23 protein-coding genes and 1 pseudogene are annotated in these 24,009 nt (G+C 72.6%); 10 read left to right on the top strand and 14 right to left on the bottom strand.

Annotation, left to right across the window (positions count from 1 at the left end; all coding sequences use genetic code 11):
• The first annotated feature begins 13 nt into the window (after positions 1–13).
• Genes AC4IJH_RS13690 through AC4IJH_RS13680 form a run of 3 tightly spaced genes read left to right on the top strand, consistent with a single transcriptional unit; the run spans position 14 to position 2,053 of the window.
• The gene (locus tag AC4IJH_RS13690) at positions 14–223 is read left to right on the top strand and encodes an MbtH family protein (protein WP_490851924.1); all 210 of its coding nucleotides are present in this window, start codon (positions 14–16) and stop codon (positions 221–223) included.
• A 5-nt stretch (positions 224–228) separates the two neighbouring features.
• Positions 229–1,194: an ATP-binding cassette domain-containing protein gene (locus AC4IJH_RS13685; RefSeq protein WP_490851923.1), complete on the top strand. Its 966-nt coding sequence runs from the start codon at positions 229–231 to the stop codon at positions 1,192–1,194.
• A 22-nt stretch (positions 1,195–1,216) separates the two neighbouring features.
• Positions 1,217–2,053 carry an ABC transporter permease gene (locus tag AC4IJH_RS13680; protein WP_490851922.1) on the top strand — a complete coding sequence of 279 codons (837 nt, stop codon included), beginning with the start codon at positions 1,217–1,219 and terminating at the stop codon, positions 2,051–2,053.
• Between the two features lie 97 nt (positions 2,054–2,150).
• Here the strand turns inward: AC4IJH_RS13680 and AC4IJH_RS13675 are convergent, their stop codons facing one another.
• From AC4IJH_RS13675 to AC4IJH_RS13665, 3 genes and pseudogenes are all read right to left on the bottom strand, one after another.
• Positions 2,151–2,708 (bottom strand): AfsR/SARP family transcriptional regulator, encoded by a 558-nt coding sequence (locus AC4IJH_RS13675; protein WP_490851932.1) that lies wholly within the window; start codon positions 2,706–2,708, stop codon positions 2,151–2,153.
• Positions 2,709–2,924 (bottom strand): annotated as a pseudogene (locus AC4IJH_RS13670) (AfsR/SARP family transcriptional regulator); the annotation flags it as partial. It abuts the gene before it with no gap.
• 222 nt (positions 2,925–3,146) lie between these two features.
• The gene (locus AC4IJH_RS13665) at positions 3,147–3,380 is read right to left on the bottom strand and encodes a hypothetical protein (RefSeq protein ID WP_490851921.1); all 234 of its coding nucleotides are present in this window, start codon (positions 3,378–3,380) and stop codon (positions 3,147–3,149) included.
• Positions 3,381–3,544: 164 nt separating this feature from the next.
• Here AC4IJH_RS13665 and AC4IJH_RS13660 point away from each other — a divergent pair, with 164 nt between their 5' ends.
• Positions 3,545–4,030 carry a 2OG-Fe(II) oxygenase gene (locus tag AC4IJH_RS13660; protein WP_490851920.1) on the top strand — a complete coding sequence of 162 codons (486 nt, stop codon included), beginning with the start codon at positions 3,545–3,547 and terminating at the stop codon, positions 4,028–4,030.
• A 407-nt stretch (positions 4,031–4,437) separates the two neighbouring features.
• Here the strand turns inward: AC4IJH_RS13660 and AC4IJH_RS13655 are convergent, their stop codons facing one another.
• Positions 4,438–5,637, bottom strand: a complete 1,200-nt coding sequence (locus AC4IJH_RS13655; protein WP_490851919.1) for an acyl-CoA dehydrogenase family protein — start codon at positions 5,635–5,637, stop codon at positions 4,438–4,440.
• A gap of 293 nt (positions 5,638–5,930) precedes the next feature.
• Here AC4IJH_RS13655 and AC4IJH_RS13650 point away from each other — a divergent pair, with 293 nt between their 5' ends.
• From AC4IJH_RS13650 to AC4IJH_RS13635, 4 genes are all read left to right on the top strand, one after another.
• Positions 5,931–6,839, top strand: coding sequence for a hypothetical protein (locus AC4IJH_RS13650; protein ID WP_490851918.1), 909 nt, complete (start codon positions 5,931–5,933; stop codon positions 6,837–6,839).
• A gap of 100 nt (positions 6,840–6,939) precedes the next feature.
• A complete protein-coding gene (dhaK, locus tag AC4IJH_RS13645) occupies positions 6,940–7,932 on the top strand; it encodes a dihydroxyacetone kinase subunit DhaK (RefSeq protein ID WP_490851917.1) in 993 nt (330 codons plus the stop codon).
• A 130-nt stretch (positions 7,933–8,062) separates the two neighbouring features.
• On the top strand, positions 8,063–8,629 hold the full coding sequence (gene dhaL / locus AC4IJH_RS13640) for a dihydroxyacetone kinase subunit DhaL (protein WP_490851931.1): 567 nt from the start codon (positions 8,063–8,065) through the stop codon (positions 8,627–8,629).
• Positions 8,626–9,048, top strand: coding sequence for a PTS-dependent dihydroxyacetone kinase phosphotransferase subunit DhaM (locus AC4IJH_RS13635; RefSeq protein WP_490851916.1), 423 nt, complete (start codon positions 8,626–8,628; stop codon positions 9,046–9,048). The genes dhaL and AC4IJH_RS13635 overlap by 4 nt, the downstream gene beginning before the upstream one ends.
• A 50-nt stretch (positions 9,049–9,098) precedes the next feature.
• On the opposite strand, the gene AC4IJH_RS13630 is transcribed toward AC4IJH_RS13635, so the two are convergent.
• Positions 9,099–9,701 (bottom strand): TetR/AcrR family transcriptional regulator, encoded by a 603-nt coding sequence (locus AC4IJH_RS13630; protein ID WP_490851915.1) that lies wholly within the window; start codon positions 9,699–9,701, stop codon positions 9,099–9,101.
• Between the two features lie 134 nt (positions 9,702–9,835).
• On the opposite strand from AC4IJH_RS13630, the gene AC4IJH_RS13625 reads away from it, so the two are divergent.
• Both AC4IJH_RS13625 and AC4IJH_RS13620 read left to right on the top strand, forming a co-directional pair.
• Positions 9,836–11,026 (top strand): cytochrome P450, encoded by a 1,191-nt coding sequence (locus tag AC4IJH_RS13625; RefSeq protein ID WP_490851914.1) that lies wholly within the window; start codon positions 9,836–9,838, stop codon positions 11,024–11,026.
• 4 nt (positions 11,027–11,030) lie between these two features.
• On the top strand, positions 11,031–11,246 hold the full coding sequence (locus tag AC4IJH_RS13620; protein ID WP_490851913.1) for a ferredoxin: 216 nt from the start codon (positions 11,031–11,033) through the stop codon (positions 11,244–11,246).
• Between the two features lie 97 nt (positions 11,247–11,343).
• On the opposite strand, the gene AC4IJH_RS13615 is transcribed toward AC4IJH_RS13620, so the two are convergent.
• From AC4IJH_RS13615 to AC4IJH_RS13575, 9 genes are all read right to left on the bottom strand, one after another.
• On the bottom strand, positions 11,344–11,826 hold the full coding sequence (locus AC4IJH_RS13615) for a GNAT family N-acetyltransferase (protein ID WP_490851912.1): 483 nt from the start codon (positions 11,824–11,826) through the stop codon (positions 11,344–11,346).
• Positions 11,823–12,521, bottom strand: coding sequence for a hypothetical protein (locus tag AC4IJH_RS13610; protein ID WP_490851911.1), 699 nt, complete (start codon positions 12,519–12,521; stop codon positions 11,823–11,825). The genes AC4IJH_RS13615 and AC4IJH_RS13610 overlap by 4 nt, the downstream gene beginning before the upstream one ends.
• A gap of 259 nt (positions 12,522–12,780) precedes the next feature.
• Entirely contained in the window at positions 12,781–13,071 is a 291-nt protein-coding gene (locus tag AC4IJH_RS13605; protein WP_490851910.1) for a hypothetical protein, read from the bottom strand.
• Positions 13,072–13,171: 100 nt separating this feature from the next.
• Positions 13,172–13,675 (bottom strand): DoxX family protein, encoded by a 504-nt coding sequence (locus AC4IJH_RS13600; RefSeq protein WP_490851909.1) that lies wholly within the window; start codon positions 13,673–13,675, stop codon positions 13,172–13,174.
• 142 nt (positions 13,676–13,817) lie between these two features.
• On the bottom strand, positions 13,818–15,197 hold the full coding sequence (locus tag AC4IJH_RS13595) for a salicylate synthase (protein WP_490851908.1): 1,380 nt from the start codon (positions 15,195–15,197) through the stop codon (positions 13,818–13,820).
• Between the two features lie 66 nt (positions 15,198–15,263).
• The gene (locus AC4IJH_RS13590; RefSeq protein WP_490851907.1) at positions 15,264–16,898 is read right to left on the bottom strand and encodes a (2,3-dihydroxybenzoyl)adenylate synthase; all 1,635 of its coding nucleotides are present in this window, start codon (positions 16,896–16,898) and stop codon (positions 15,264–15,266) included.
• 52 nt (positions 16,899–16,950) lie between these two features.
• A complete protein-coding gene (gene ddaH / locus AC4IJH_RS13585) occupies positions 16,951–17,790 on the bottom strand; it encodes a dimethylargininase (protein ID WP_490851906.1) in 840 nt (279 codons plus the stop codon).
• Between the two features lie 117 nt (positions 17,791–17,907).
• Positions 17,908–22,530 carry an amino acid adenylation domain-containing protein gene (locus tag AC4IJH_RS13580; protein ID WP_490851905.1) on the bottom strand — a complete coding sequence of 1,541 codons (4,623 nt, stop codon included), beginning with the start codon at positions 22,528–22,530 and terminating at the stop codon, positions 17,908–17,910.
• Positions 22,520–23,962 (bottom strand): aldehyde dehydrogenase family protein, encoded by a 1,443-nt coding sequence (locus AC4IJH_RS13575; protein ID WP_490851904.1) that lies wholly within the window; start codon positions 23,960–23,962, stop codon positions 22,520–22,522. Before AC4IJH_RS13575 ends, AC4IJH_RS13580 begins: the two co-directional genes overlap by 11 nt.
• Positions 23,963–24,009 lie beyond the last annotated feature (47 nt).

Below are 24,009 nucleotides of genomic sequence, written 5' to 3'. Positions count from 1 at the left end.
AGGAGAAGCCGACATGACCAATCCGTTCGACAACGAAGAGGGTACGTTCCTCGTCCTGGTCAACGACGAGGGCCAGCACAGCATCTGGCCCGCGTTCGCCGAGGTCCCGCCGGGCTGGACGGTGGTGCTCGGCGAGAGCACTCGTGCCCAGGCGCTGGCCGCCGTCGAGCGGGACTGGACCGATATGCGCCCCAAGAGCCTGTCCGCGCGCTCCGGCAGCTGACGGCGGTGCGGCCGGATACTGCGGTCTACGCGGAGGGGCTGGAGAAGAGGTACCGGGGGCACACCGCCCTGCGCGGCGTGGACCTGTCCGTGGCCACCGGGTCGGTGCTCGGCCTGCTGGGCCCCAACGGGGCGGGCAAGACGACCACGGTGCGGGTGCTGTCCACACTGCTGGTACCGGACGCCGGACACGCGTCGGTCGCCGGGCACGACGTGGTGCGCCAGAGCAAGGAGGTCCGGCGCCGGATCGGGCTCGCCGGGCAGTACGCGGCGGTCGACGAACTGCTCACTGGCCGGGAGAACCTGGTCCTGCTCGGGCGGCTACTGCGGCAGGGCCGGCGCGGCGCACGGCGGCGTGCCGAGGAACTCCTGGAGCGCTTCGAGCTGACCGAGGCGGCCGACCGACCGGCGGGCAGCTACTCGGGCGGCATGCGGCGCCGGCTGGACCTGGCCACGTGCATGATCGCCCGGCCGCCGGTGCTCTTTCTGGACGAGCCAACCACCGGGCTGGACCCGACCAGCCGCATGGTGCTCTGGAACGTGGTCCGCGAACTCGTCGACGAGGGCATCACCGTGCTGCTGACCACGCAATACCTGGAGGAGGCAGACTATCTGGCGCACCAGATCGTGGTCATCGATTCCGGCCGGGTGATCGCGGCGGGAACACCGGCCGAGCTGAAGCGCACGGTCGGCACCGAGTACCTGGAGGTGTCGGTGTCCCGCCCCGAGAGCCTGTCGGCCGCCCTGTCGGCCGTGTCCGCGCTCGCCACGGCGGAACCCACCGTGGACTCGGTGGCGGGCAGCCTGTCCGTACCGCTGGACTCCGGCCTGGAGAGTCTGGCTGCGATCGCCACCGCGCTACGGGCCGCGGGCGTCGAGGTGTCCGACTTCGAACTGCACCGTCCCACCCTCGACGACGTGTTCTTCCAACTGACCGAGCGCCCCCGGCCGGAGGCCGTGACCCATGAGTGAACTGCGCGCAGGACCACGCCCCTTGAGTACGCAACCGCCGCGTCCCGGAAGGCCGGGTACCGGCCCGCTGAGCGGCCTGGCCACCGGCCTGGCCGATACGGCCGCCCTGGCCGGACGGCATCTGCTGCATCTGCGGCGGGCCCCGGGCAAGTTCCTCGGCATCACGTTGAACCCGCTGGTTCTGCTGATCGCGGTGGGCTATCTCTTCCGCGGCTCGATCGCGGTCCCCGGCAGCGGCGCCTATCAGGAGTACCTGATGGCGGGCGTCGCCGTACAGGTGGGGCTGGCCAGTATCGGGCCGACGGCCATCGGGGTGGCCATGGACCTGCGCGGCGGGCTGGTGGACCGGTTCCGGTCGCTGCCCGTCTCGCGTACGGCCGTGCTCGCCGGGCAGACCCTCTCGGACCTGATGGTCTCGGCCATCGGGCTGGGGATCGTGATGCTGGTGGGCTACGCCATCGGGTGGCGGCCGCACACCGGGCCGCTGTCGGTGGTCGCCGGGCTCGCCCTGGTGCTGGCGTTCATCTACGCGATGCTGTGGGTGGGCGTGCTGATCGGGCTCTGGCTGCGCTCCCCGGAGACGATCGACTCGGTGGGGGCCGTGGTGCTCGTCGCGTTCTCGTTCCTGTCGAACGCGTTCTTCTCGGTGCAGGGGCTGCCGTCGTGGATCCGCCCGCTGGCCGAGTGGAATCCGGTCAGTTCGGTGGTGACGGCCTGCCGTTCGCTGTGGGGCAACCCCGTGGTGGCCGGCGACGGCTTTCCCGCGGAGCACCCGGCGCTGGTCACGGCCGGGACGCTCGTCGTACTGCTGGCCGTGTGTGTACCGCTGAGTCTGCGTGCCTACCGCAGGGCCGCCTGAGCGACCGTGCTCAACGGGCGGCTGTCACTTCGCCCGTTGAGCACGGTCGGCACCGACGATGTGAATACCACGTCAGTCGAGCCGGTCGGTGGCACGGTCAGACGAATCGGGCGTCCAGCACCGGGTCCTGCGAGATGACGGCCTGGTACAGATCGCGCAGCGAACGCCCCACGTCCAGGCCGAGTTCGTCGGCGAGCCAGGAGCGGGTGCGCCGGTAGACGTCCAGGGCCTCGCTCTGCCGACCGCAACGGTAGAGGGCGACCATGAGCTGCTCACTGAAGCGCTCACGCCCGGGATGGGACACCACCAGCTCCTGCAACTCGGAGATGGCCTCCCGCTCACCGCCCGTGTTCAGCTTCACCACGACGATGTCCTCGCGGAGCGTGAGCAGCCGCTCCTCCAGCTGAGCCGCGGCCGACCGGCACAGCGCGCCCTCCCCCACGTCGAGCAGCGCGGGGCCCCTCCACAGGCGCAGGGCCTCGTTCAGCACCTCACCGGCGCGGGCCGGCTGATCACGCAGCAACTCCGAACCCCGGGCGGCCAGGCGCAGGAACCGCATGGCGTCCGTGCAGTCCTCGGGGAGTTCGAGTGTGTAGCTCTCGCCGGTCGTGGACACCAGCTCGCGGGGAAGCCCGGACGTGTCCCAACTCTCCATGAGCTTCCGCAGTCTTGCGGCATTGGCATGCAGGGCGTTTCGGGAGTTCAACAGGTTCTTGTCGGGCCATAGCTCGTTCACCAGGGTGTCCCAGGAAACCGTGCGTCCGGCATTCAGAGCCAGGACGGCGAATAACGTCCGGAGCTTCTTCGCCCGGATCCGGTACGTCGCCCCTCCATGCTCGACGGCTAACGTACCCAGCACGTTGATCTGCATCAATCTCCCCATCCCCGTTGATGCGCGCAGCGCGGCATCTCGCCGGCGACTGTTCTTGCGCGCCGACGCAAGGGGAGGCTTTCAGCAGTGCCTTCCCCCTCGGCCTGCAGGTGTCGTCGAGACTGCCGGTACTACGGGCGTCTCAAAACTGATGTCCCACCGGTGGTCCAGGTGTATCGAAATAAGCCAGGAGGTCCCCATCTTACAACGTAGTGATCTTGCCTACGCCAGATCACCAACGTCAAAAATTGACCATTCTTTACAGATGCCGGATATAAGGAATCCAACATTCCGGTCCTGAACACCGCAGTCACACACGCCAGTTGCCCGGACGGGCGTCCTTCCCACGACCGTCTCGGCGGGCAGGCGCAGCGTGCGCGCGCTGCCGTCACGCCACAGGTAGAGCCCTGCGAGGTTGAACTCATCGGTCCCGCTCTTCATGTGCTCCAGCAGCACGGTGCCGCCCTGATCACCGACGCCCGACAGTCACGATCCGGACTATTCACGGGCCAACAGGCTGCCGATCGCAGTAGCCACCGTCGTCTTGGCAGGTCAGCAACGGTGGAAGGCGTGTACCGCCAGGGGACGAAGAATGTGCCGGCACCTTCGGACTGCCACCTGTGGCAGAAGCGTCCCTGCTGGCCACGGGGCCTCGAACCATTCTGCGGTCCCGGCACGTCTGGTTGACGTCTGAGACTGTCGAGAGCCCGTGTTCTTCAACGACATGGCTTGCACGGAAGTCGCGTTCGCCGACGACAGATGCTGCGTCGGAAGGCAGTGCCCTCGTCCTTACGGCCCATGGGCCCGAGGGGCACTTCACGGTCCATACCGACGCGGCCAAAGCGCCCGATCCGGCGACGGCAGTCCCAGCCGTGTACTACCTTCACCGTCGCCCCCGCGGCTTCGACGGCGGGCAACTTCGCCTGTACGACACCACGGTGCGCGACGGCCGGGCCGAACGCGCCGATACCTTCCGGACCATCGAGCCCGACCACGACACGATCCTCTTCTTCCCAGCCAGCGCCTTCCACGAAGTCCTGGTCTCACACTGCCCATCCGGCCGGTTCGCTGACTACCGCTTCACCCTCACCTCCTGGATTTCCTGACCGGATAGGACACCATGTCCCGGACACCGAGCCGCATCCTGCAGTGGATGGCACAGGCCGCAGAAAACACCCGCCCCTGCCCGGCGTCAGCCGCGCCCACCACGGGGCCACCCACCCCTCTGCCGGACCCTGGCAGCGCCCCCATCGCGATCGACACGGAGGACACCCGGCCAGAAACGGACGTCGTCGCGTCGCAACGCATCCGGCAGACATAAGGCTGCTCGCGCCCCGGCGCGACACACCGGGGCGATGCTCTGAGAAGCCGCCGGTTCGGATGAGAGCGAGTGAAAATCTGCCAGCTCGAATGCGACAGGACGAAGAGTTCGCATCACCGCTGATGTGAGATGGGGACTTTGGTGCCGGCTATCCCCCTTTTGCGCCAATGCCAAATCTTCGTCACCAGCTCCCTAGCGCCGTACCCGGGGCATTCCCAGGCCGATCCAGGAGATGATTTCGCGTTGGATTTCGTTGTTGCCGCCGCCGAAGGTGAAGATGACGGCGGAGCGGTAGCCGCGTTCGAGTTCGCCGTGGAGGACGGTGGCGGCTGAGCCTTCCTTCATCGGGCCCGCGGAGCCGACGATCTCCATCAGCCAGGCGTAGGCCTCGCGGCGGGCCTCGGAGCCGTAGACCTTGACGGCGGAGGCGTCCTGCGGGGTGAGGGTGCCGTGTTCGAGGGCGTCCACCATGCGCCAGTTCATCAGGCGCATCGCTTCGAGCTTGGTGTGGGTGCGGGCCAGGCGTCCGCGGACCCAGCCCAGGTCGATGACGCGGCGTCCGTCGGCGAGTTTGGTGGTGGCGGCCCAGCGCTGGACGTCGTGCAGGGCGCGGATGGCCATGGTGCCGTGGGCGGCGAGGGTGACGCGTTCGTGGTTGAGCTGGTTGGTGATGATGCGCCAGCCCTTGTTCTCCTCGCCGACGCGGCGGGAGGCGGGGACGCGGATGTTCTCGTAGTAGCTGGCGGTGGTGTCGTGGGAGGCGAGGGTGTTGATGAGGGTGCAGGAGTAGCCGGGGTCGCTGGTGGGGACCAGGAGCATGGTGATGCCCTTGTGCGGGGGGACGCCGCTCTCCACGGGGGTGGTGCGCACGGCCAGCCACACCCAGTCGGCGGTGTCGCCGTTGGTCGTCCAGATCTTCTGGCCGTTGACGGTGTAGGTGCCGGTGGTCTCGTCGCCCTCGCGTACGGCGCGGGTCTTGAGGGAGGCGAGGTCGGTGCCGGCGTCCGGCTCGCTGTAGCCGATGGCGAAGTCGATCTCCCCGGTCAGGATGCGGGGCAGGAAGTACGCCTTCTGCTCGTCCGTGCCGAAGCTCATGATGGTCGGTCCGACGGTGTTCAGCGCCATCAGCGGGAGCGGTACGCCGGCCTGTGCGGCCTCGTCGAAGAAGATGAACTGTTCCATGGCCGACATGCCGCGCCCGCCGTACTCCTTGGGCCAGCCCACGCCCAGCCAGCCGTCCGCGCCCAGTCGGCGGATGGTGCGGCGGTAGTGGCGTTTGCGGGCGGCGGGGTCGGCGTCCGGTGATGCGGTCTCCTGCGGCGCCAGTTCGGCGAAGTAGGCGCGCAACTCGGCGCGCAGCCGCTGCTGTTCGGGGGTGTATTCGAGGTGCACGGCCCCTCCTGGTCTGCTTCTGCCCGTCCCGGCACGGCGTCTGACGGTCCGTCGGAAAGTGGACCGGAGGGCACAGTAGAACGCGTTTCAGAAATGTGGAAGGGGTGGGCGCTGCTCCTTCGGCGTCCCTGGCTCGGGTGAGGTCTTCGGAAAACCGGAACGGGCAGCGCGGCGCCTGGCATGCTCTGGCGTGCCACTGATCCGTTGTTGCGGCCGGGAGGAGCGCGGTGCCCGCGGCGAGGCGTCCCAGGCTCAGGCCACCGCGGCGGCCCAGGCCGTCGGCCGCTCGCAGGGTGCCGCCTGGGGCGCGGGCCGGGGCGCCCGCGCGCAGCCGCAGGTTTCTGGCGTGGCTCGTACCGGTCGTGCTCGTGGGCGCGGCCACGCTCGTACAGGAGCAGATCGCGGGCCTGCCGGACCGGATCGCGGCGCTGATCTCCTGGTCCGCCGCCTCCTCCGCCTCTTCCGGCTCCTCCGGCTCCGGTGAGCGACCGCGCACCGGCCCGGACTTCTCGGTGTCCGTCGAGCGGATTCATCTGGACGACGAGGGGCGCAGCGCCGTCACCCGCGGCGACTTCCGGCCCAGCGCCGGACAGGCCCGCTTCCTGGCGCGGCCGGGCTCCGTGGCCGCTCCTGAGTTCACCGGTCTCCTGCAGTCGGCGGGCGCGGTCAATCTGCGGGCCCAGACCGTGCGCCTGACACTCACCGGCCGTCGCGACGAGCGGGTGACGATCCTGGAGATCCGCCCGGAGTTCGTACGCCGCACCGCTCCGCTCACCGGAACGCTCTTCGACGCCCCGGCCCAGGCCGGGTCGGATGCCTTCACGCTGCTGTTCGACCTGGACCGGCCCTATCCCGTCGCGCACGAGGCGGTGTACGAGGAGAACACCGGCACGTTCCGGCCCGGGCCACCGTTCTTCGCCCAGCACACCATTGACGTGGGCCACCGCAAGCAGCAGGTCGTGGTCTTCCGGGCCACGTCGCAGCGCTTCTACGCGGCCTTCCGGCTCCAGGTGACCTACCTGGTCGGCGACCGCAGGAAGCACACCGTCATCGACAGCCACGGGCAGCCCTTCCAGGTCACCGGCGGCGGCCCGGAGAGCAGGGTGCGATACGGGCGGATCTTCCGTCTGCAGGGCGACTTTTCGCTCTGTCAGGCCGTCGGCCCGGACGCCAGTGCGCTTCGCCCGTGCGGAGGGGGCTGAGGGTCGCGGGGGCCGTCAGTGGCGACCGTCTGACACCGCGCGGCTGAGCTGTGAAAACGTAGGGCGCAGAGCTCTCCCTTCGATGTTCGAGGAGTCCCGCGTGAAGATGTTGATCAATGTGCCGGAGACCGTGGTGGGGGATGCGCTGCGGGGGATGGCGGCCGCGCATCCGGAGTTGGTGGTGGATGTCGAGCGGCGGGTGATTGTGCGGCGGGATGCGCCGGTGGCCGACAAGGTGGCGCTGATCTCCGGTGGGGGCAGTGGGCACGAGCCGCTGCACGGGGGGTTCGTGGGGCCCGGGATGCTGGATGCCGCCTGTCCGGGTGAGGTGTTCACCTCGCCGGTGCCCGATCAGATGGTGCGGGCGGCGGCCGCGGTGGACAGCGGGCGGGGTGTGCTGTTCGTCGTGAAGAACTACACGGGCGATGTGCTGAACTTCCAGATGGCCGCCGAACTGGCCGAGGACGAGGGCGTCCAGGTCGCCAGTGTCCTGGTGGACGACGATGTGGCGGTGTCCGACTCGACCTTCACGGCGGGCCGGCGCGGCACCGGCGCCACGCTGTTCGTGGAGAAGATCGCGGGTGCGGCGGCCGAGGAGGGGCAGCCGCTGGAGCGGGTGGAGGCACTGGCCCGCCAGGTGGTGGCGGCCTCGCGCAGCTTCGGGGTGGCGCTCAGCGCCTGTTCGACGCCCGCCAAGGGCAGCCCGACCTTCGACCTGCCCGCGGGCGAGCTGGAGTTGGGGGTGGGTATCCACGGCGAGCCGGGCCGGGAGCGGCGTCCGATGATGACCTCCGGCGAGATCGCCGAGGCCGCGGTGGACGCGGTGCTGGACGATCTGGCGCCGCGCGGCCCGGTGCTGCTGCTGGTCAACGGGATGGGCGCGACCCCGCTGCTGGAGCTGTACGGGTTCAACGCCGAGGTGCACCGGGTGCTGGCCGCGCGGGGTGTGGTGGTGGCCCGTACGCTCGTCGGCAACTACGTCACCTCGCTGGACATGGCGGGCGCCTCGGTGACGCTGTGCCAGGTGGACGAGGAACTGCTGCGGCTGTGGGACGCGCCGGTGCGGACCGCGGGCCTGCGGTGGGGGTGCTGAGCCGCGCCCGGCTCCCCCGCGCTCCAATGGCCCTTGTGACCCCGATTTCCCCAAGATCCGAGTACGTCGAGAACTTCGAGGAGTGACCGTGTCCGAAACGGCACTGGATGCCGCGTTCTTCCTGCGGTGGATGGCGGCGGCCGCCGCGTCCGTGGACCGCGAGGCGGCGCGGCTGACCGAGCTGGACTCCGCCATCGGCGACGCCGACCACGGCAGCAATCTCCAGCGTGGCTTCGCCGCCGTGGTCAAGAGTCTGCAGGAGGAGGTGCCGCCGACGCCAGGCGCCGTACTGATCGCCGCGGGGCGGCAGTTGATCTCCACGGTGGGCGGCGCGTCGGGCCCGCTGTACGGGACCCTGCTGCGGCGTACGGGCAAGTCGCTGGGCGACGGTGCCGAGGTCTCCCGCGCGGAGCTGGCCGCGGCACTGCGTACCGGTGTGGAGGCGGTGGCCCAGCTCGGCGGGTCCGCGGTCGGCGACAAGACGATGCTGGACGCGCTGGACCCGGCGGTGAGCGCGCTGGGCACCTCCTTCGAGGCGGCGGCCGAGGCCGCCGAGCAGGGGGCGCTGGCGACCGTACCGCTCCAGGCCCGCAAGGGCAGGGCGAGTTACCTGGGTGAGCGCAGCATCGGGCACCAGGACCCGGGTGCGACCTCGTCGGCGCTGCTGGTCGCCGCGCTGGCGGAGGTGGCCCGATGAGCGCGGCAGGTGGCGCGAAGGGGCCGGTGGGCATCGTGCTGGTGTCGCACAGCGGGCCGGTGGCCGAGTCCGTGGCGCAGTTGGCGGCCGGGCTGGCGGGCGGGGGCGCCACGGCCCCGGTCGCGGCGGCGGGCGGCACTCCCGACGGCGGTCTGGGGACCAGCTCGGAGCTGATCACCGAGGCGGCGCACAAGGTCGACCGGGGTGCGGGGGTGGCGATCCTGGTGGACCTGGGCAGTGCCGTGCTGACCGTGAAGGCGCTGCTGGCCGAGGGCGACGAACTGCCCGAGGGTGCGCGGCTGGTGGACGCGCCGTTCGTGGAGGGCGCGGTCGCGGCCGTGGTCACCGCGTCGGCGGGGGCGGATCTGGACGCCGTGGTGGCGGCGGCCGGTGAGGCGTACGACTACCGCAAGCAGTAGGCGTGGGGCGGCCCGCCGGGGGAGTCTGTCGCTCCTGTCCCGGCGGGCCCTTACGCGTCCGGTGCCGGCAGGTCCTCCAGGAGCGTGCCGAGGGTGTCCAGGACCAGCTTGCACACCGTGTCCGGGTCGGCGCTGGCCAGCGGCTCCTTGGCGACCACGACGCGCATCAGGCCGATGCCCAGCAGCCAGGACAGGGCGAGGTCGGCGCGCAGGCCGCTGTCGTCGGCGGCGCTGAGGGTGGCCAGGACCTTGGCGTACTCCTCGTTCAGGTTGTGGACCACCGCCGAGGTGTCGTCGCTGCCGATGGAGCGCAGGAAGGTGGCCAGCGGCCGGTCCGCCTCGTCGGGGCCCGGCCCGGCGGACCCGCCCTTGGGGGCGAGGATGCCGCGCAGGGCGACCTCGAAGAGCTGCTCGGGGGCCGTGGTGCGCAGCTGCTCGTGGCCGCCGTGCGTCATCACCTCGGCGAACAGCGCCTGTTTGGAGCCGAAATAGCGGAAGAGGAGCGCCTGGTTGACCCCGGCCCGCTCCGCGATGTCGCGTACCGTGGCCCGCTCGTAGCCCCGCTCGGCGAACAGTGCGGACGCCGCCGCCAGCAGAAGCCGCCGGGTGTCCTGCGCGCCCCGCCTGCGCGTGACGGCAGTGGTCCCGTCCATCTTCACGCCCCTGACCATCGCTGTGACCTCCCGCTTTCGAGGGCCCGTCAGGATAGCGGCCGTACGCACCGTTGACCTTACCCGCGGGCCGATCTACCGTCTTGTAAGCAGACGCTTACACAAGGGAGGCCCCGGTGACCATCGCCGATCCCAGCCCCATTGCCTACCCCTTCAACTCGGCCCAAGGACTGGAGCTTTCCCAGGCCTACGAACAGGCCCGCGACCACCCCGGGCTGCTGCGGGTGCAGCTCGCCTACGGCGAACCGGCCTGGCTCGTCACCCGCTACGCCGAGGCCCGGTTCGTCCTCGGCGACCAGCGCTTCAGCCGCGCGGAGAGCGCCCGTCACGACCAGCCGCGCCAGTCGGAGGGCATGCAGGACAGCGGCATCCTGTCGATGGACCCGCCCGACCACACCCGGCTGCGCACCCTGGTCGCCAAGGCCTTCACCGTCCACCGGGTGGAGCAATTACGGCCGCAGGTGCGCCAGTTGACGCACGATCTGCTGGACGAACTGGAGGCGGCGGGCCCGCCCGCCGACCTCGTGGACCGCTACGCCCTGCCCATCCCGGTCGCGGTGATCTGCCGCATGCTGGGCGTTCCTGAGCAGGACCGGCCCAAGTTCCGCGAGTGGAGCGATGCGGCACTGTCCACCAGCTCCCTGACGGCACAGGAGTTCGACGCCAACCGGGAGGAACTGCGGGCGTACATGGCCGAGTTGATCGCCGATCACCGGCGTGCGCCGCGCGACGACCTGATGACGGGGCTCATCGAGGCCCGTGACGTCGGCGACCGGCTGTCCGAGCTGGAGCTGGTGGACCTGTGCGTGGGCATCCTGGTCGCCGGGCACGAGACCACCGCGACCCAGATCCCCAACTTCGTGCTCGCGCTGCTGGATCACCCCGGCGAGCTGGAGCGGCTGCGCGCGGACCCGGAGCTGGTACGGGGCGCCGTCGAGGAGCTGCTGCGCTTCGTACCGCTGGGCAGCGGCGCCGGGTTCGCCCGGTATGCCACCGAGGACATCGAGGTCGGCGGCACCCTCGTACGCTCCGGGGAGCCCGTCCTGGTCGCCATCGGCGCGGCCAACCGGGACGCGCTGCGCTTCGGCGAGCCGGGCAAGCTGGACATCGCCCGCAGCGGCAACCAGCACCTGGGCTTCGGGCACGGCGTGCACCACTGTCTGGGCGCGCCGCTGGCCCGGCTCGAACTCCAGGAGGCCATCAGCGCGTTGGTCACCCGCTTCCCCGGGCTCCATGTGGCCGGGGACGTGGTGTGGAAGGACCAGATGCTGGTGCGCGGGCCGCGTGTGCTGCCGGTGGGGTGGTGACGCCGTGACCTGGACCGCGGAGGTGGACGGCCACCAGTGCATGGCCTCGGGGATCTGCGCCGGGATCGCGCCGGACCTGTTCGCCCTGGACGGCGAGCACGCGCGCCCGCTGCGGCCCGACATCCCGGCCGACGAACGGGCGCTGGACGCGGCCGACTCGTGCCCGGCGATGGCCATCACGGTCCGCGAGGGCGAGCGGGTGCTCGGGCCGCGGCCGTGACGCTCCACTGAGGGTGCGGTGTGTGAGCTGCGGGCACGGCGCGGCTGAAAGCCGCACAGCCATGCAGCCCCGCGCCCCTGATGGGGCGCGAGAGCCCTCAGGGCCGGGCGGCGGCGAGCCGGTAGATCTGCCGGGAGCCGCCCTCCGGCCCGGGGTCGGTGGCCTCGGCCGGTACGAAGCCGAGCCGCTCGTAGAAGACGCGGGCGCCGCTGGTCACGGCCCCGGGGTGGTCGGCGCCGAAGGTGACCACCTCCACGGTGCCGGGCTCGGTGACGTACCGGCGCAGGGCCTCGGCCATCAGCGCCCGCCCCACTCCCCCGCCGCGGGCCCGGCGCGAGACCACCAGCCAGTGGACGTGGTACGCGGGCGGCTCGGACCCGAACAGCAGCCCGCCGAGCACCGCCGGGCCCCCGTCGCCCGACGACGCTTCGGCGAGCAGGGCCAGGCCGCTTGCGGCGTGCTCGCGGACCGCGGCGTGGAAGCCCGGCTCGGCCACCATCGGGCCGAACCAGTGCTCCACCTCCCCCGCGAGTTCGAGGAAGGCGGGCAGGTCGTCGGCGGTCGCGGTGCGCAGGATCATCCGTGCAGTGTGCCAGCGCCGTCGTCGGGGCCGGCGGCCAGGAGGGGTTCCAGGCGCCGCAGGGTCTCCTGGCGTACCTGCTCGGCGTCTTGGCCGCCGACGTCCACGGCCACCACGTCCCACGGCGTGGCCGCCAGCAGGCGCCGGGTCAGGTCGGACTCGGCGCGCAGATGGGCGGCGGCCGTGGCCAGGTCGGTGACCCGGCGTCCGCCGGGCGTCGCACCGAGCTTGCCGACGAACCAGTCGGCCCACTGCGGGCCCTCCCGCTCAAGGGCCCGGCGCAGCGCGGCCTCGGGGTCGTCGCGCAGATAGACCACCGTGACGCGGGTCGGTGCGACGGCGGTCACCAGGTGCGCCACGACGGCGGCGATCGCCGGCTCGTCGTGGCCCCAGGCCACCAGCGAGGGGACGAAGGGGATCAGCGCGTCGGTGACCAGGGCGTCCATGCCGTCCGCGCGGGACTGCGCGACGTAGGCGCGGGTGGCGGCGACCAGGGTTTCGGGGCGTACGCTGCCGGTCCCGTCGGCGAACTCCGCCGCCACCGGGGCGAAGGCGGGCCGGGTGAGGATGTCGGCCTCCTCGAAGTGGTCGACCACCGCCCCGGATTCCTTCAGCCACCGGGCCAGCGCGGCGCACAGCGTGGACTTGCCGACTCCGGGGCTGCTGCCCACTACTGCGATCAAGTGTGCTGTCATCCCGGCAGCTTCGCACGGCCGTCGGACCGTCCTCCCGGCGGGTCCCACGCGGCTGCCCGGCGCCGCGCTGGAAGCCTGGGCTTGGCACCGCGGGCCGGTGAGGGCTGGTCGCACAGTTCCCCGAGCCGTTGACCGGGCGCAAAAGCGCAGACTTCGGCAAGGCCGCTCGGCGGCTGCGGTCGGCGAGCGGCGGGGAGGCGTACGGGAACAGCGCCCGCCCCGAGCCATCGGGGCGGGCGCTGTCACCGCGGTGTGCGACTCAGGCGTGCTTCTCCGCGTCGAGGAGCTGCGCGATGCGCTTGTCGATCGCGGCGGCCTGGGCGCGGGCCTTCTTGGCGGCCGCGTGGTTGCCCGCGCGGTCCAGCTTGGCGGCCTTGCTGCGCAGGGCGCGGGCCTGCGCCGCGAGCTCGTCGATGTTGACCTTGACGGCGCCGCGGGCGACCACGCCCTGCTGGGTGGCGGTCGTGGCGGCCTGGGCGGGCACGGCGGTGAGCAGGGCGCCGCCGGCCAGGGCAGCGGTCACGACAAGTGCCGAAATGCGTCGGTGCATGAAGTTCCTTAACTTGTGGTGCATTACGGTGCGGTAGCCGGTGACCGGTGGTCGCCCGCCCCGCACGAGTCGATCATCCTGCGTGCCGCCCGCCGTGGCGTCAAGGGCGAATGGCCTGGCCACGGGCCCGCCGCCGGGCGATCAGCCGGTCCACGGAGGCGGTTCCCGGGCCGGTGACGGCCAGCGCCAGGAAGGCCCAGCAGAACAGGGCCGAGAGTTCGCCGCCGTTCTCCAGCGGCCACAGCGCGAGGCCCTGGTGCGCCTCGAAGTACGCGTACGCCATCGAACCGGAGCCGATCAGGGCGGACGTGCGGGTGACCGCGCCGAGCATGACCAGGGAGCCGCCGACAAGTTGGATGACGGCCGCGTACCAGCCGGGCCAGGTGCCCGCCGCGACGGTCCCGCCGCCGGTGCCCGGTGCGCCGCCGAGCACGCCGAAGAGCGAGGCGGCGCCGTGGCAGGCGAAGAGCAGGCCGGTGACGGCGCGGAAGAGGGACAGGGTGTAGGGGCGGGCGCGCTCCAGCAGGCGTGGGCCGGGCAGGTCGGGCGGGTCGGCCCGGCCGGGCGGTGCGGGGGTGGTCGGCGTGGGCAGGGTGCGGGTCATGGGTCAGCTCCTCGGGTGCGCGACTGCCCCTCGTTCCGCGGCCGTTCACCAGGAACACGGCGCCGCCGGGGAGGGAGGAATCCGCCTTCCACCCTCCCCGGCCGGCTGCCGCTCGCGCGTCCCGCACCGGGCGTCCGGTGCCTTACTCCACCGGCAGTACCCCGCCGGGCTTGCGCTCCCCCCGCGGTACCAGGTGGACCGAGACGCTGCTCAACTTCTCGCGGGTCTCCTCCAGTTCACGCTCGGGGCGGGAGTGCTCGACGACGCCGGCCCCGGCGCGCAGCCAGGTCCTGCCGCCCTGGGAGTAGGCGCTGCGCAGCACCAGCGCGGCGTCCATGGAGCCGTCGGCGCCCACGACCATGACGGTCCCGGCGTACGGCCCGCGCACCACGGGCTCGTCGCGGCGGATGAGTTCGTAGGCGGCGTGCTTGGGCACCCCGGAGGCGGTGACGGCGGGGAAGACCGCGGCGAACGCGTCCCAGGGGCTGCCGCCCTGCGGCAGCCGCCCCTCCACCTTGGAGGCCAGGTGCTGCACCGAGCCGCGCTCCTTGATGACCATGTACTCGCGCACGATCACGGTGTCCGGCTTGCAGGGGCCGATCAGCTCGTCCACCGCGACCTTGACCGAAATGGCGTGCTCGTGCAGCTCCTTGGGGTCCGAGAGCAGGTCCTCGCGCAGCTGCCGGTCCGTCTCCTCGTCGCCGGTGCGGCGCCGGGTGCCGGCCAGCGGCTGGCTGGCGACCTGGCCGTCGGGGGCGACCTCGACGACGGTCTCCGGGCTGAAGCCGACGACCTTGAGGCCGTCCAGGTCCAGCAGGAAGGAGCGGGCGGGGGTGTTGGCGCGGCGCCCGGCGATGTAGGTCGCGGGGAAGTCGATCTCCTCGGTGACCGGGACCAGGCGGGAGAGGACCACCTTCTGCAGCCGTCCGTCGCGGATGTCCTCCACGGCGGCCGAGACGGCCTTGGCGTACTCGGCGGCGCCCACCTCCAGGTCCACCTCGGCGCGCAGCGCGGTGACTTCGGCGTCCGGCGTGCCCTCGGCCAGGTCCTGCACGACGGTGCGCAGCACCTCCGGGTCCAGGCTGCGGACCTCGGCACTGCCCTGGCCCAGCCGGACCTCGGTGTGCGGGACGATCAGGTGGGCCAGGACCGCGTCGCTGCCGTCGGGGCCCTGGACGGCCTGGTCGCCGGAGATGGCGTAGGCGAGTTCGAAGGCGCACCAGCCGTAGACGCGCCAGTCCTCGACGGGGACGGAGCGCAGGAACTCCCGTACCGGCTCGAGCGGGTCGCCGTGCCAGGCGGTCTCGGTGACCTCGCCGCCGACGGTGACGCGGGCGGTACGGGGGCCCAGGCGCAGCTCCGCGTGGGTCCCCAGGGCTATGGACAGGCCGTCGGGGCCCTCGTAGACGACATGGCTGTCGAAGCGGCCCGAAGCGGCGAGCCGGGCCGCGGTGGCGACGTGCTCGCCGGGGGAAGGGGCCTGTGCTGTGTGGTACTGCGTGGCGTGGAGCTGGGTCGGCATGGAGTTTCCTTTCAGGCCGTTCAGGCCGTGGGAACAGGGCCGTGCAGGCCTGTGGGAGGGGGCCGTTCAGGCCGTGGGGACTTCGAGGCGTTCCAGGACGCGGGCGGCCAGGGCCCGCTTGTCGACCTTGCCGACGCCGGTCAGCGGCAGCTCGGGGAAGATCTCGACCCGGTCGGGCAGCTTGTAGGCGGCCAGGCCCCGATCGCGCAGCGCGGCGTGCACCTCTTCGTGGCTGGGCGGATCGGCCGGGTCCCGGGGCACCAGGCAGGCGCAGGTCTGCTCGCCCATGTACCGGTCGGGCAGGCCGATGACGGCCGCGGCCTTCACGCGCGGGTCGGCGAGCAGGTGTTCCTCGACCTCCTCGGCCGGGACCTTCTCCCCGCCGCGGTTGACGACGTCGTTGACCCGGCCGACGACCACGAGGTTGCCCGAGGGGTCCAGGCGTACGAGGTCGCCGGTGCGGAAGAAGCCGTCCGCGGTGAAGCGGGTGCGGTTGTGCTCGGGTGCGCGGTAGTAGCCGCGCAGGGTGTACGGGCCGCGGGTCAGCAGTTCGCCCGGGGTGCCGGGGGCGACGTCCAGGCCGTCCTCGTCCACGACGCGGATCTCGTCGCCGGGCGAGAGCGGGCGCCCCTGGGTGTGCACCACGGCCTCCGCCGGGTCGTCCAGGCGCGTGTAGTTGAGCAGCCCCTCGGCCATGCCGTAGACCTGCTGGAGGGTGCAGCCCAGGCCGGACTCCACCCGGGCGGCCGTGGTGGGGTCGAGCCGGGAGCCGCCGACCTGGAGCAGCTTGAGCCCGGACAGGTCGTAGGAGGTGGTCCTGGCGATCTCCAGCCACAGCGGGACCAGCGGCGGGACGAGGGAGGTGACGGTGGGGCCGCCGATCCGGTCCAGCAGCGGGAAGCAGTCCTCGGGCGAGGGCGAGGCGGCGAGCGCGACGGTGCCGCCCGCGCGCAGGGTGCCCAGCACGCCGGGGCAGGCCAGCGCGAAGTTGTGCGCGGCGGGCAGCGCCACCAGGTAGGTGCTGTCCGGGCCGACGCCGCACAGCCGTGCGCTCTGGCGCAGTTGGTAGGCGTAGTCGGCGTGGGTGCGCGGGATGAGCTTGGGCTTGCCGGTGGTGCCGCCGGAGAGCAGGAAGAGCGCGACGTCGCCGGAGCCGGGCCCGGGGGCCGTCACCGGTGCCCCTTCGCTTGCGTACACCTGCGCCAGGCTCACGTACGGGCCGGGGTCGCCGACCACCAGGACGTGCTGGAGCGTCTCACTGGCGGAGAGCATCTCGGCGGCCAGCTCGCGGTAGTCGAAGCCGGCCCACTGGTCCTGGCAGACGTAGGCGACCGCGCCGGAGGTCTCCAGGAGGTGCCCGATCTCCGCGCCGCGGTGGGCGGGCAGGGCGAGGACGGGCAGGGCGCCGATGCGGAACAGGGCGTAGCACAGCACCACGAACTCGGGGACGTTGGGGAGCTGGACCACCACGCGGTCCCCCGGCGCCAGGCCGCGCTCCAGCAGGCCCGCGGCGAGCCGGTCGGCGTCGCGGTCCAGCTGTGCGTACGTCATCGAGCCGTGGGCGTGGATCAGCGCGGTGCGGTCGGCGCGGTCGGGGACCGGTCCCGCGGGCCAGGTTCCCAGCGTCTCGTCGGTCCAGTAGCCCCGGGCGCGGTATTCCCGCTCCAGCGATTGGGGCCAGGGCACAAAGCCATCGCGCATGGCGATTCCTTCACAGGGATGAGGGAGGGAGAAAGGAGAGTGAGGGTGGGGCTCAGGCGGCGGCCGGGCGCAGTTCGAGGGTGCAGCACTTGACGCTGCCGCCGCCCTTGAGCAGTTCGGCCAGGTTCACGCCGATCGGCTCGTAGCCGCGCTCGCGCAGCTGTGCGGCCAGGCCGGTGGCCGCCTCGGGCAGGATCACATGACGCCCGTCGCTGACCGCGTTGAGACCGAACACCGCGGCGTCGCGCGCGCTCGCCTGGATCGCGCCGGGGAAGAGCAGCTCCAGTACGGCCCGGCTGCCGGGTGTGAACGCCTCCGGGTTGTACATCACCTCGTCGTCGTCCAGCACGGCGAGCGCGGTGTCCAGGTGGTAGTAGCGCTCGTCGACCAGGTCCAGGCCCACCACCGGGCGGCCCCAGAACTCCTGGGCCTCGGCGTGGGATTCGGGCGCGCTGCGAAAGCCCTTGCCGGCCAGCACCCAGCGCCCGGTGACCAGGAAGTCGCCCTCGCCCTCGTTGACGTGGGCGGGGTCGTGCAGCTCGGCGAAGCCGTTGGTGCGGAACCAGTCCAGGTAGGCGGGGCCCTCGCCGGAGCGCTCGGCGTTGCGGAAGCGGGCGCCGAGGACCTTGCCGTCCACGACGGTGGCTCCGTTGGCGGCGTACACCATGTCGGGGTACTCGGCGAGCGGCTCGATCAGGTCCACCGTGTGGCCCAACTCCAGGTAGAGAGCGCGCAGTTGCTCCCACTGGGTGACGGCCAGCTCGGTGTCCACCGGCTTGGCCGGGTCCATCCAGGGGTTGATGGCGTAGTCGACGCGGAAGTGGGTGGGGCGGCACATCAGGTAGCGGCGGGGGCGGGCCGTGCGGGTGGGGGCCGGTGCAAGTGACGTCATGTCAGGATCTCCAAGGTGTCGGTAGGGGCGGCCCGTTCCGGGGTGCCGGTGCGGGCCGGGACCGGCCGGTTCGTGGCCGGGCGGTCCGTAGGGTGCGGTCGTGGGCGCCGGGAGGTGTTACGGCGCGTCGAACCTGGCCTCCAAGGCGGCCAGGGCTCCCTGGTCGAGGGAGACGAGGGCGAAGTCGGAGGGGGTGTGGCCGCCGAAGCCGTCCTGGTCGAGGCGGTCGGCCAGGGTGCGCAGCGCGTCGCTCCAGGCCTGGGCCAGTGCGGCGGCCTCCCGCTCGGCGCCGGGGCCCGCGAGGTGGGCGTAGGCCAGGTCCAGGCGGGTGGCGTCCGGGGGGCCGGCGCGGTGGGTGCGCAGGTCCAGTGCTCCGGGTGCCGCGGTGGCGGGGCGCGGGGCGGAAGTATCCGTCCAGCCGGGGTCGGTGGGTGCTGCGGGGCTGCTGTCGTGGGTGAATCGGAGATCGGGGCGCGGGAGTTGGCCGGTCAGCGGCTCGTATCCCAGGCCGTCCGAGGGGGCGGACCGGGAGGTTTCCTTGACGCGCTTGAGGAGTGCGCCGAGGTCGTCTGCGTCGTGGTCGAGGGGGAGGCGGACCGCGCGGCGGATGCCGAACCGGCCTACCGTGGCGGCGCCTTGGGCCTCGTCGTCGGCCCAGCCGGAGAGCGCTGCGGCACTCCGGGCCGAGCGGGTGAGGTCCACCGGGAGCCCGCTGTCCGCGTCGGCGCCCCGGTCGCGGCACCGTCGGTGTGCGGCCAGGGCGAGGCCGGTGAGCAGTACGTCGGACAGGTCCGCGTGGAAGCGCTCGGCGATGCCGTCGAGGGCCACGAGGGTGTCCGTATCGGCGAGTTGGACCGTCCGGGCGGCCTCTCCCCCGTCCGTCGCGCTCCACAGCCGCGCGAACGGTCCCGGTACGGAGAGGGTGTCCCGCCAGTACTCCGCGTCCCCGGTGGCGGCGGCCAGGCGCTGCTGCTCCCGTGCCCACCGTCCGAAGGGGGCGACGGGTGCGGGTGCGGCGCCGGTGGCGCCCCGTACACTCCCCGCCAGTTCGTCCCGGAGCAGGGCCCACGAATCCGCGTCGACGGCCAGCGGGTGGACGCTGAGCAGCAGCAGTCCGGGGGCGTGTGCGCCGCCGTCCCACCACACCGCGTCCAGGTGCCTGCCGCGGCCCGGATCGAGCCGGTCGCGGGCCGCCGCCCGCTCGGTGCGTACCGCCTCCTCCTCCGCGTCGGCGGGCGGGGCTCCTGCGGCCCGGGTGAGCAGGGACCGCGCCGAGAGTTCGCCGGGCGGCGCCGGGATCAGGGCGTCGCCGGTCAGTGTGGCGCGCAGCACCTCGTGGCGGTCCAGCAGGAGTTGGAGGGCGGTGGTGAGGCGGTCGCGAGTGGTGCCGGAGGGGAGCTGGAGCAGCCCGGACCACGGCGCTGCGTCCGCGCGGCGCATGTCCGGGGTCAGCGGGATGCGGTCCGTGTTCCCGGTGCCGGATTGCGCCGTGGCCGCGGCGGCCAGGGCGGCGACCGTGGGGTACTGGAAGATGTCCCAGGGCGTGACGGCCAGGCCGGCGGCCTTGGCGCGGCTGGCGAGCTGGATGGACAGGATGCTGTCGCCGCCCAGCTCGAAGAAGCTGTCCCGTACGCCGATCGCGGGCAGCCCCAGCACCTGCGCGAACAGCGCGGCCAGCAGCTCCTCTTGGGGTGTCTCGGGCTGGTCGGTGCCCACAGCGCCGCCGAAGTCCGGTGCGGGCAGGGCCGGTCGGTCCAGTTTGCCGCTGGGGGTCAGCGGCAGTGCGTCCAGGACGACGGTGGCCGCGGGGACCATGTAGTCGGGCAGCCGGGCGCCGAGGTGCGTGCGCAGTTGGGCGGCGTCCGGCCGCTGGGCTGCGGCGGGCACCACGTAGGCGACCAGCAACGCGCCGCCCGCGCCGTCGGTGCGCGCCACGACGCTGGCCTGGGCGATGTCCGTGTGTTCCAAGAGGACGGCCTCGATCTCGCCGGGTTCGATACGGAAGCCGCGGATCTTGACCTGGTGGTCGCCGCGTCCGACGTACTCCAGGGAGCCGTCGGCGCGGCGGCGCACCACGTCGCCGGTGCGGTACATCCGGGCGCCGGGCGGCCCGTAGGGGTCGGCGACGAAGCGTTCGGCGGTCAGTGCGGGGCGGTGCAGATAGCCGCGGGCCAGGCCGTCGCCGCCGATGTAGAGCTCCCCGGTGCCGCCGACGGGGACCGGCTGGAGTCCGGCGTCCAGTACGTGGGCGCGGGTGTTCCACAGCGGGGCGCCCAGGGCCGGGTCGGCGCCGTCGACCTCGGTGAACAGGCTGTCGGCGCTGGCTTCGGAGGAGCCGTAGAAGTTGAGCAGGAGGGCGTGGGGGAAGGTGGCGGCGAAGCGCTCGGCCAGGGCGGCGGGCAGGGCCTCGCCGCTGCTGATCCACAGCTCGCAGCCCGCGAAGCGGTCCCGGTCCGCGGGGTCCAGGTCCAGGATGGCCTTCAGCAGGCTGGGCACGACGGTGATACGGGCCGCGCCGTGCTGCTCGATGAGCGCGCCGAGGTCGGCCGGGCTCTTGGCGGCGGTGCGGTCCGCGAGCAGCACCGAGCCGCCGTGCAGCAGCGGGCCGAGGAGTTCGCTGGTGCCGTCCAGGAAGCTCAGCGAGGTCTTGGCGCATACGGGTGCGTCGGGGCGCCAGGGGTAGCGGGCGTGGAACCAGCTGAGCCGGTTGACCAGGCCCTTGTGCAGTCCGATGACGCCCTTGGGGGTGCCGGTGGAGCCGGAGGTGTAGATGACGTAGGCGGGGCTGTGCGGGGTGCGGGCCGGGCCGTCGGCGCGGTTGCCGGTGTGCTGCTCGGCGAGCCGGGCGGCCACCGCCGGGTCGTCCAGGACGAGGTGGCGTCCGCTGCCGTCGGCGGGGAGGCCGGGTGCCACGTCCGAGGTGGTGATCACCAGGGCGGGTGCGGCGTCGCGGTGGATGAGCGCGAGGCGCTCGGGCGGGTAGTCCGGGTCCAGCGGGAGGTAGGCCGCGCCGGTCTTCAGGATGGCCAGCAGGGAGGCGACCATGTCCACCGAGCGGTGCAGGGCCAGGGCGACCACGCTCTGCGGTCCGGCGCCGTGGCCCGCCAGCAGGTGCGCGAGGCGGTTGGCGCGGGCGTTGAGCTCGGCGTAGGTCAGCTGCTGCGTGCCGCAAGTGAGCGCCGTCGCCTGCGGGGTGCGCTCGGCCTGGGCTTCGAAGAGCCGGTCCAGGGTGGCGTCGGGTACGAGGTGTGCGGTGTCGTTCCACTCGACCAGCACCCGGGCCCGCTCGCGCGGTCCGAGGAGGGAGGCGAGGCGGACCGGTCGGTCCGGACGGAGCGTCAGTTCCTCCAGCAGGACGTGGAGTTGGGCCAGCAGCGCGTCGATGGAGGCAGCGCTGAACAGGTCCGTGCGGTAGGTGGCCTCCAGCGCGAGGTCCTCGCCCGCGGCGACGGCGGCCAGGGTCAGCTCGAACTGGCTGGTGCGCTGGGCGACCGGGCGGGGGCGGACCCGCAGCCCGGGGAGGGTGAAGTCCGCGAAGGTGTCGGTGCGCAGCAGGAACATCACGTCGAAGGGCGTGGTCCGGCTGGCGGTGCGCTGCGGGCGCAGTTCCTGCAGCACGCTCTCGAAGGGCAGTTGCTGGTGTGCGTACCCCTCGGTGCATACGGTGCGCACCCGCTCCAGCACCTCGCGGAAGCCGGGGTCGCCGTCGAGGGCGACGCGCAGCAGCAGGGTGTTGTCGAAGTTGCCGATGAGGTTCTCGAACTCGGTGCGGTCGCGGTTCATCGCCGGGGTTCCCAGGGCGATGTCCTGGCTGCCGGTGCGGCGGCCCAGCAGGATCGCGGCGGCGGCGAGCAGCACCATGAAGGGGGTGACGGCCTCCCGGTGGGCCAGCTCGCGTACCTTCGCGGCCAGGTGCGGTGGCAGCTGCCGGGCCCTGGTGGCTCCGGTCTCGGCGGCGACGGCGGGGCGGGGGAAGTCGGTGGGCAGGGAGACCGGGTCGGGCCAGGGAGACAGGCGGCGGCGCCAGTGCTCCAGTTGCTGCTCGGCGCGCTCGCCGGTGAGCCGGCCGTGCTCCCAGTGGGCGAAGTCGGCGTACTGGACGGGCAGCGGCGCCAGCGGTGCGCTGTGGCCCGCCGCGCGCCGCCCGTAGGCGTCGCTCAGCTCGCCGAACAGGACGTTCCAGCTACCCTCGTCCAGGGCGATGTGGTGCGCGGCCAGGACGAGGAGGTGGGCGTCGTCGCCGGTGCGCAACAGGGCGGCGCGCAGGGGCGGTTCGGCGGCCAGGTCGAAGGGGCGGGCGCCGAGTTCGGCGGCGAGCCGGTCGGCCTCGGCCACAGTGCGCTCGCGCAGGTCCGTCACCGGCAGGGCCACGTCCGCGGCGGGCAGGAGGACGGGGGTCACGGTGCCGTCGGCGTCCTCGCGGTAGACGGTGCGCAGCACGTCGTGCCGGTGTGCCACGTCGGACAGGCCGAGCCGGAGGGCCTCGGGGTCCAGGGCGCCCTCGAGGTGGAAGGCGACGCACAGGTTGTAGGCGGCGGCTTCGGGGTCGAGCTGCTGGAGGGTCCACATGCGGCGCTGGGCGGCGGACAGCCGCGGCAGGCGGGGTGCGGTCGGGGCGTCCGGCGCCTGTGCCGCGGGGGTGCCCGGGCGGGCCAGTCCGCGTTCGGCGAGCTTGCGGCGCAGCAGTTCGCGTTTCTTGGCGGCGAGCGAGGTCGGGTCGGGGCTGCGGTTATCGGACAAGGGAGGTGGCGCCTTTCTCGTGCTCCGCGCGGTCGGCGGCCGGGGTGGCGCCGGCGCCCCAGTGGTCACCGAAGAGCAGCCGCTCGTCGGGGACGGAGGCGGGGATCGGCCGGGAGATGAGGGTGTGGTTCAGGAAGTGCCGCCAGGTGATGTTGCCCGCGACGCTGGTGCCGCCCCAACTGCCGCTGGAGAGCGTGGTGGTGAAGGGCACGCCGCTCTCGAAGCTGCCGGTGTTGGTCATGGTCGACTGGTTGACCACCACCCGGCAGGTGGTGATCCGCTCCGCGAGGTGCATCACCCGGTCGGTGCGGGTGGTGTGCACGGCGCAGCTGTGGCCGCGTCCGCAGCGGTCCGAGAGGGTCTGGACGAGGTCCACGGCCTGCTCGAAGTCGTCGTAGACGGCCAGGGTGAGCAGCGGGGCGATCTTCTCGCGCAGGATGGGGTCGTCACGGGTGGCATCGGCGCAGGCCAGGACGAGCACGGATGTCTTGTCGGGGTCGGCGAGTTCCAGTCCGGCGCGGGCCGCGATCGCGGCGGCGGGGCGGCCGATCAGGTCGCGGTCGAGTTGGCCGCTGTCGTTCCACAGCAGGGAGCGCACCGCGCGCGTCTCCTCCTCGGTGCACAAGTGCGCGCCGTGGCGGGCCAGTTCGCTGCGGAAGCGGCTCGCCACCGAGGAGTGGACGAGGACGTTGCTCTCCGAGGAGCAGGAGGTGCCGTTGTTGTAGCCGGCGCCGGTGGCGATCTTCTCGGCGGCGTCGGCGAGGTCGGCGGTCTCGTCCACGATCACGGTGGGGTTGCCCTCGCCGGCGCCGATGGCGGGGGTGCCGCTCTCGTAGGCGCGCCGTACGGTGCCGGTGCCGCCCACGGCCACGATGTGGTCGGCGGCCCGCATCAGCTGGATGGCCGCTTCCCGGCCGGTGACCTCCAGGCACTGCAACAGGTCTTCGGGGGCGCCGACTTGGGCGAGGGCCTGGCGCATGAGGCGGACCGTCTCGGTGGCGGTGCCGTGGGCGCGGGGGTTGGGGGTGAAGACCGCGGCGTTGCGGGTCTTGAGCATCGGCAGGGCGTTGCAGATCAGGCCGGGGGCGGGGGCGGTGGCCGGGCTGGCCGCCGCGATGACGCCGAGCGGTTTGGCGAGCTTGACCAGGCCCAGTTCGGGCAGTTCCTCGACGACGCCGACGGTGGCCGCGCCGTGCAGGTCGCGCAGTACGCCCAGGACGCGGCGGCGCTGGAGGGCGTAGAGGTGTTCGCGGTCGCCCAGGCCGGTCTCGGAGTGGCTGAGCAGCGCCAGGCGCCGGGCGTTGTCCTCGCGGTAGCACTGCCAGCCGACGGCGGCGACGACCTCGTCGACCCGTTGCTGGGACCACGTTGCGAACTCTTCCTGGGCGGCGCGGGCGCGCCGCACCGCCGCTTGTACGGCTTCGGTGACCATGGATGAACTCCCGCGGGGTCGCAGTGGGGGCCAGGAGGGGAAGGAGG

Source organism: Streptomyces sp. UF-297, from assembly GCF_058245575.1.
This window is presented reverse-complemented; position numbering and strand designations above follow the sequence as displayed.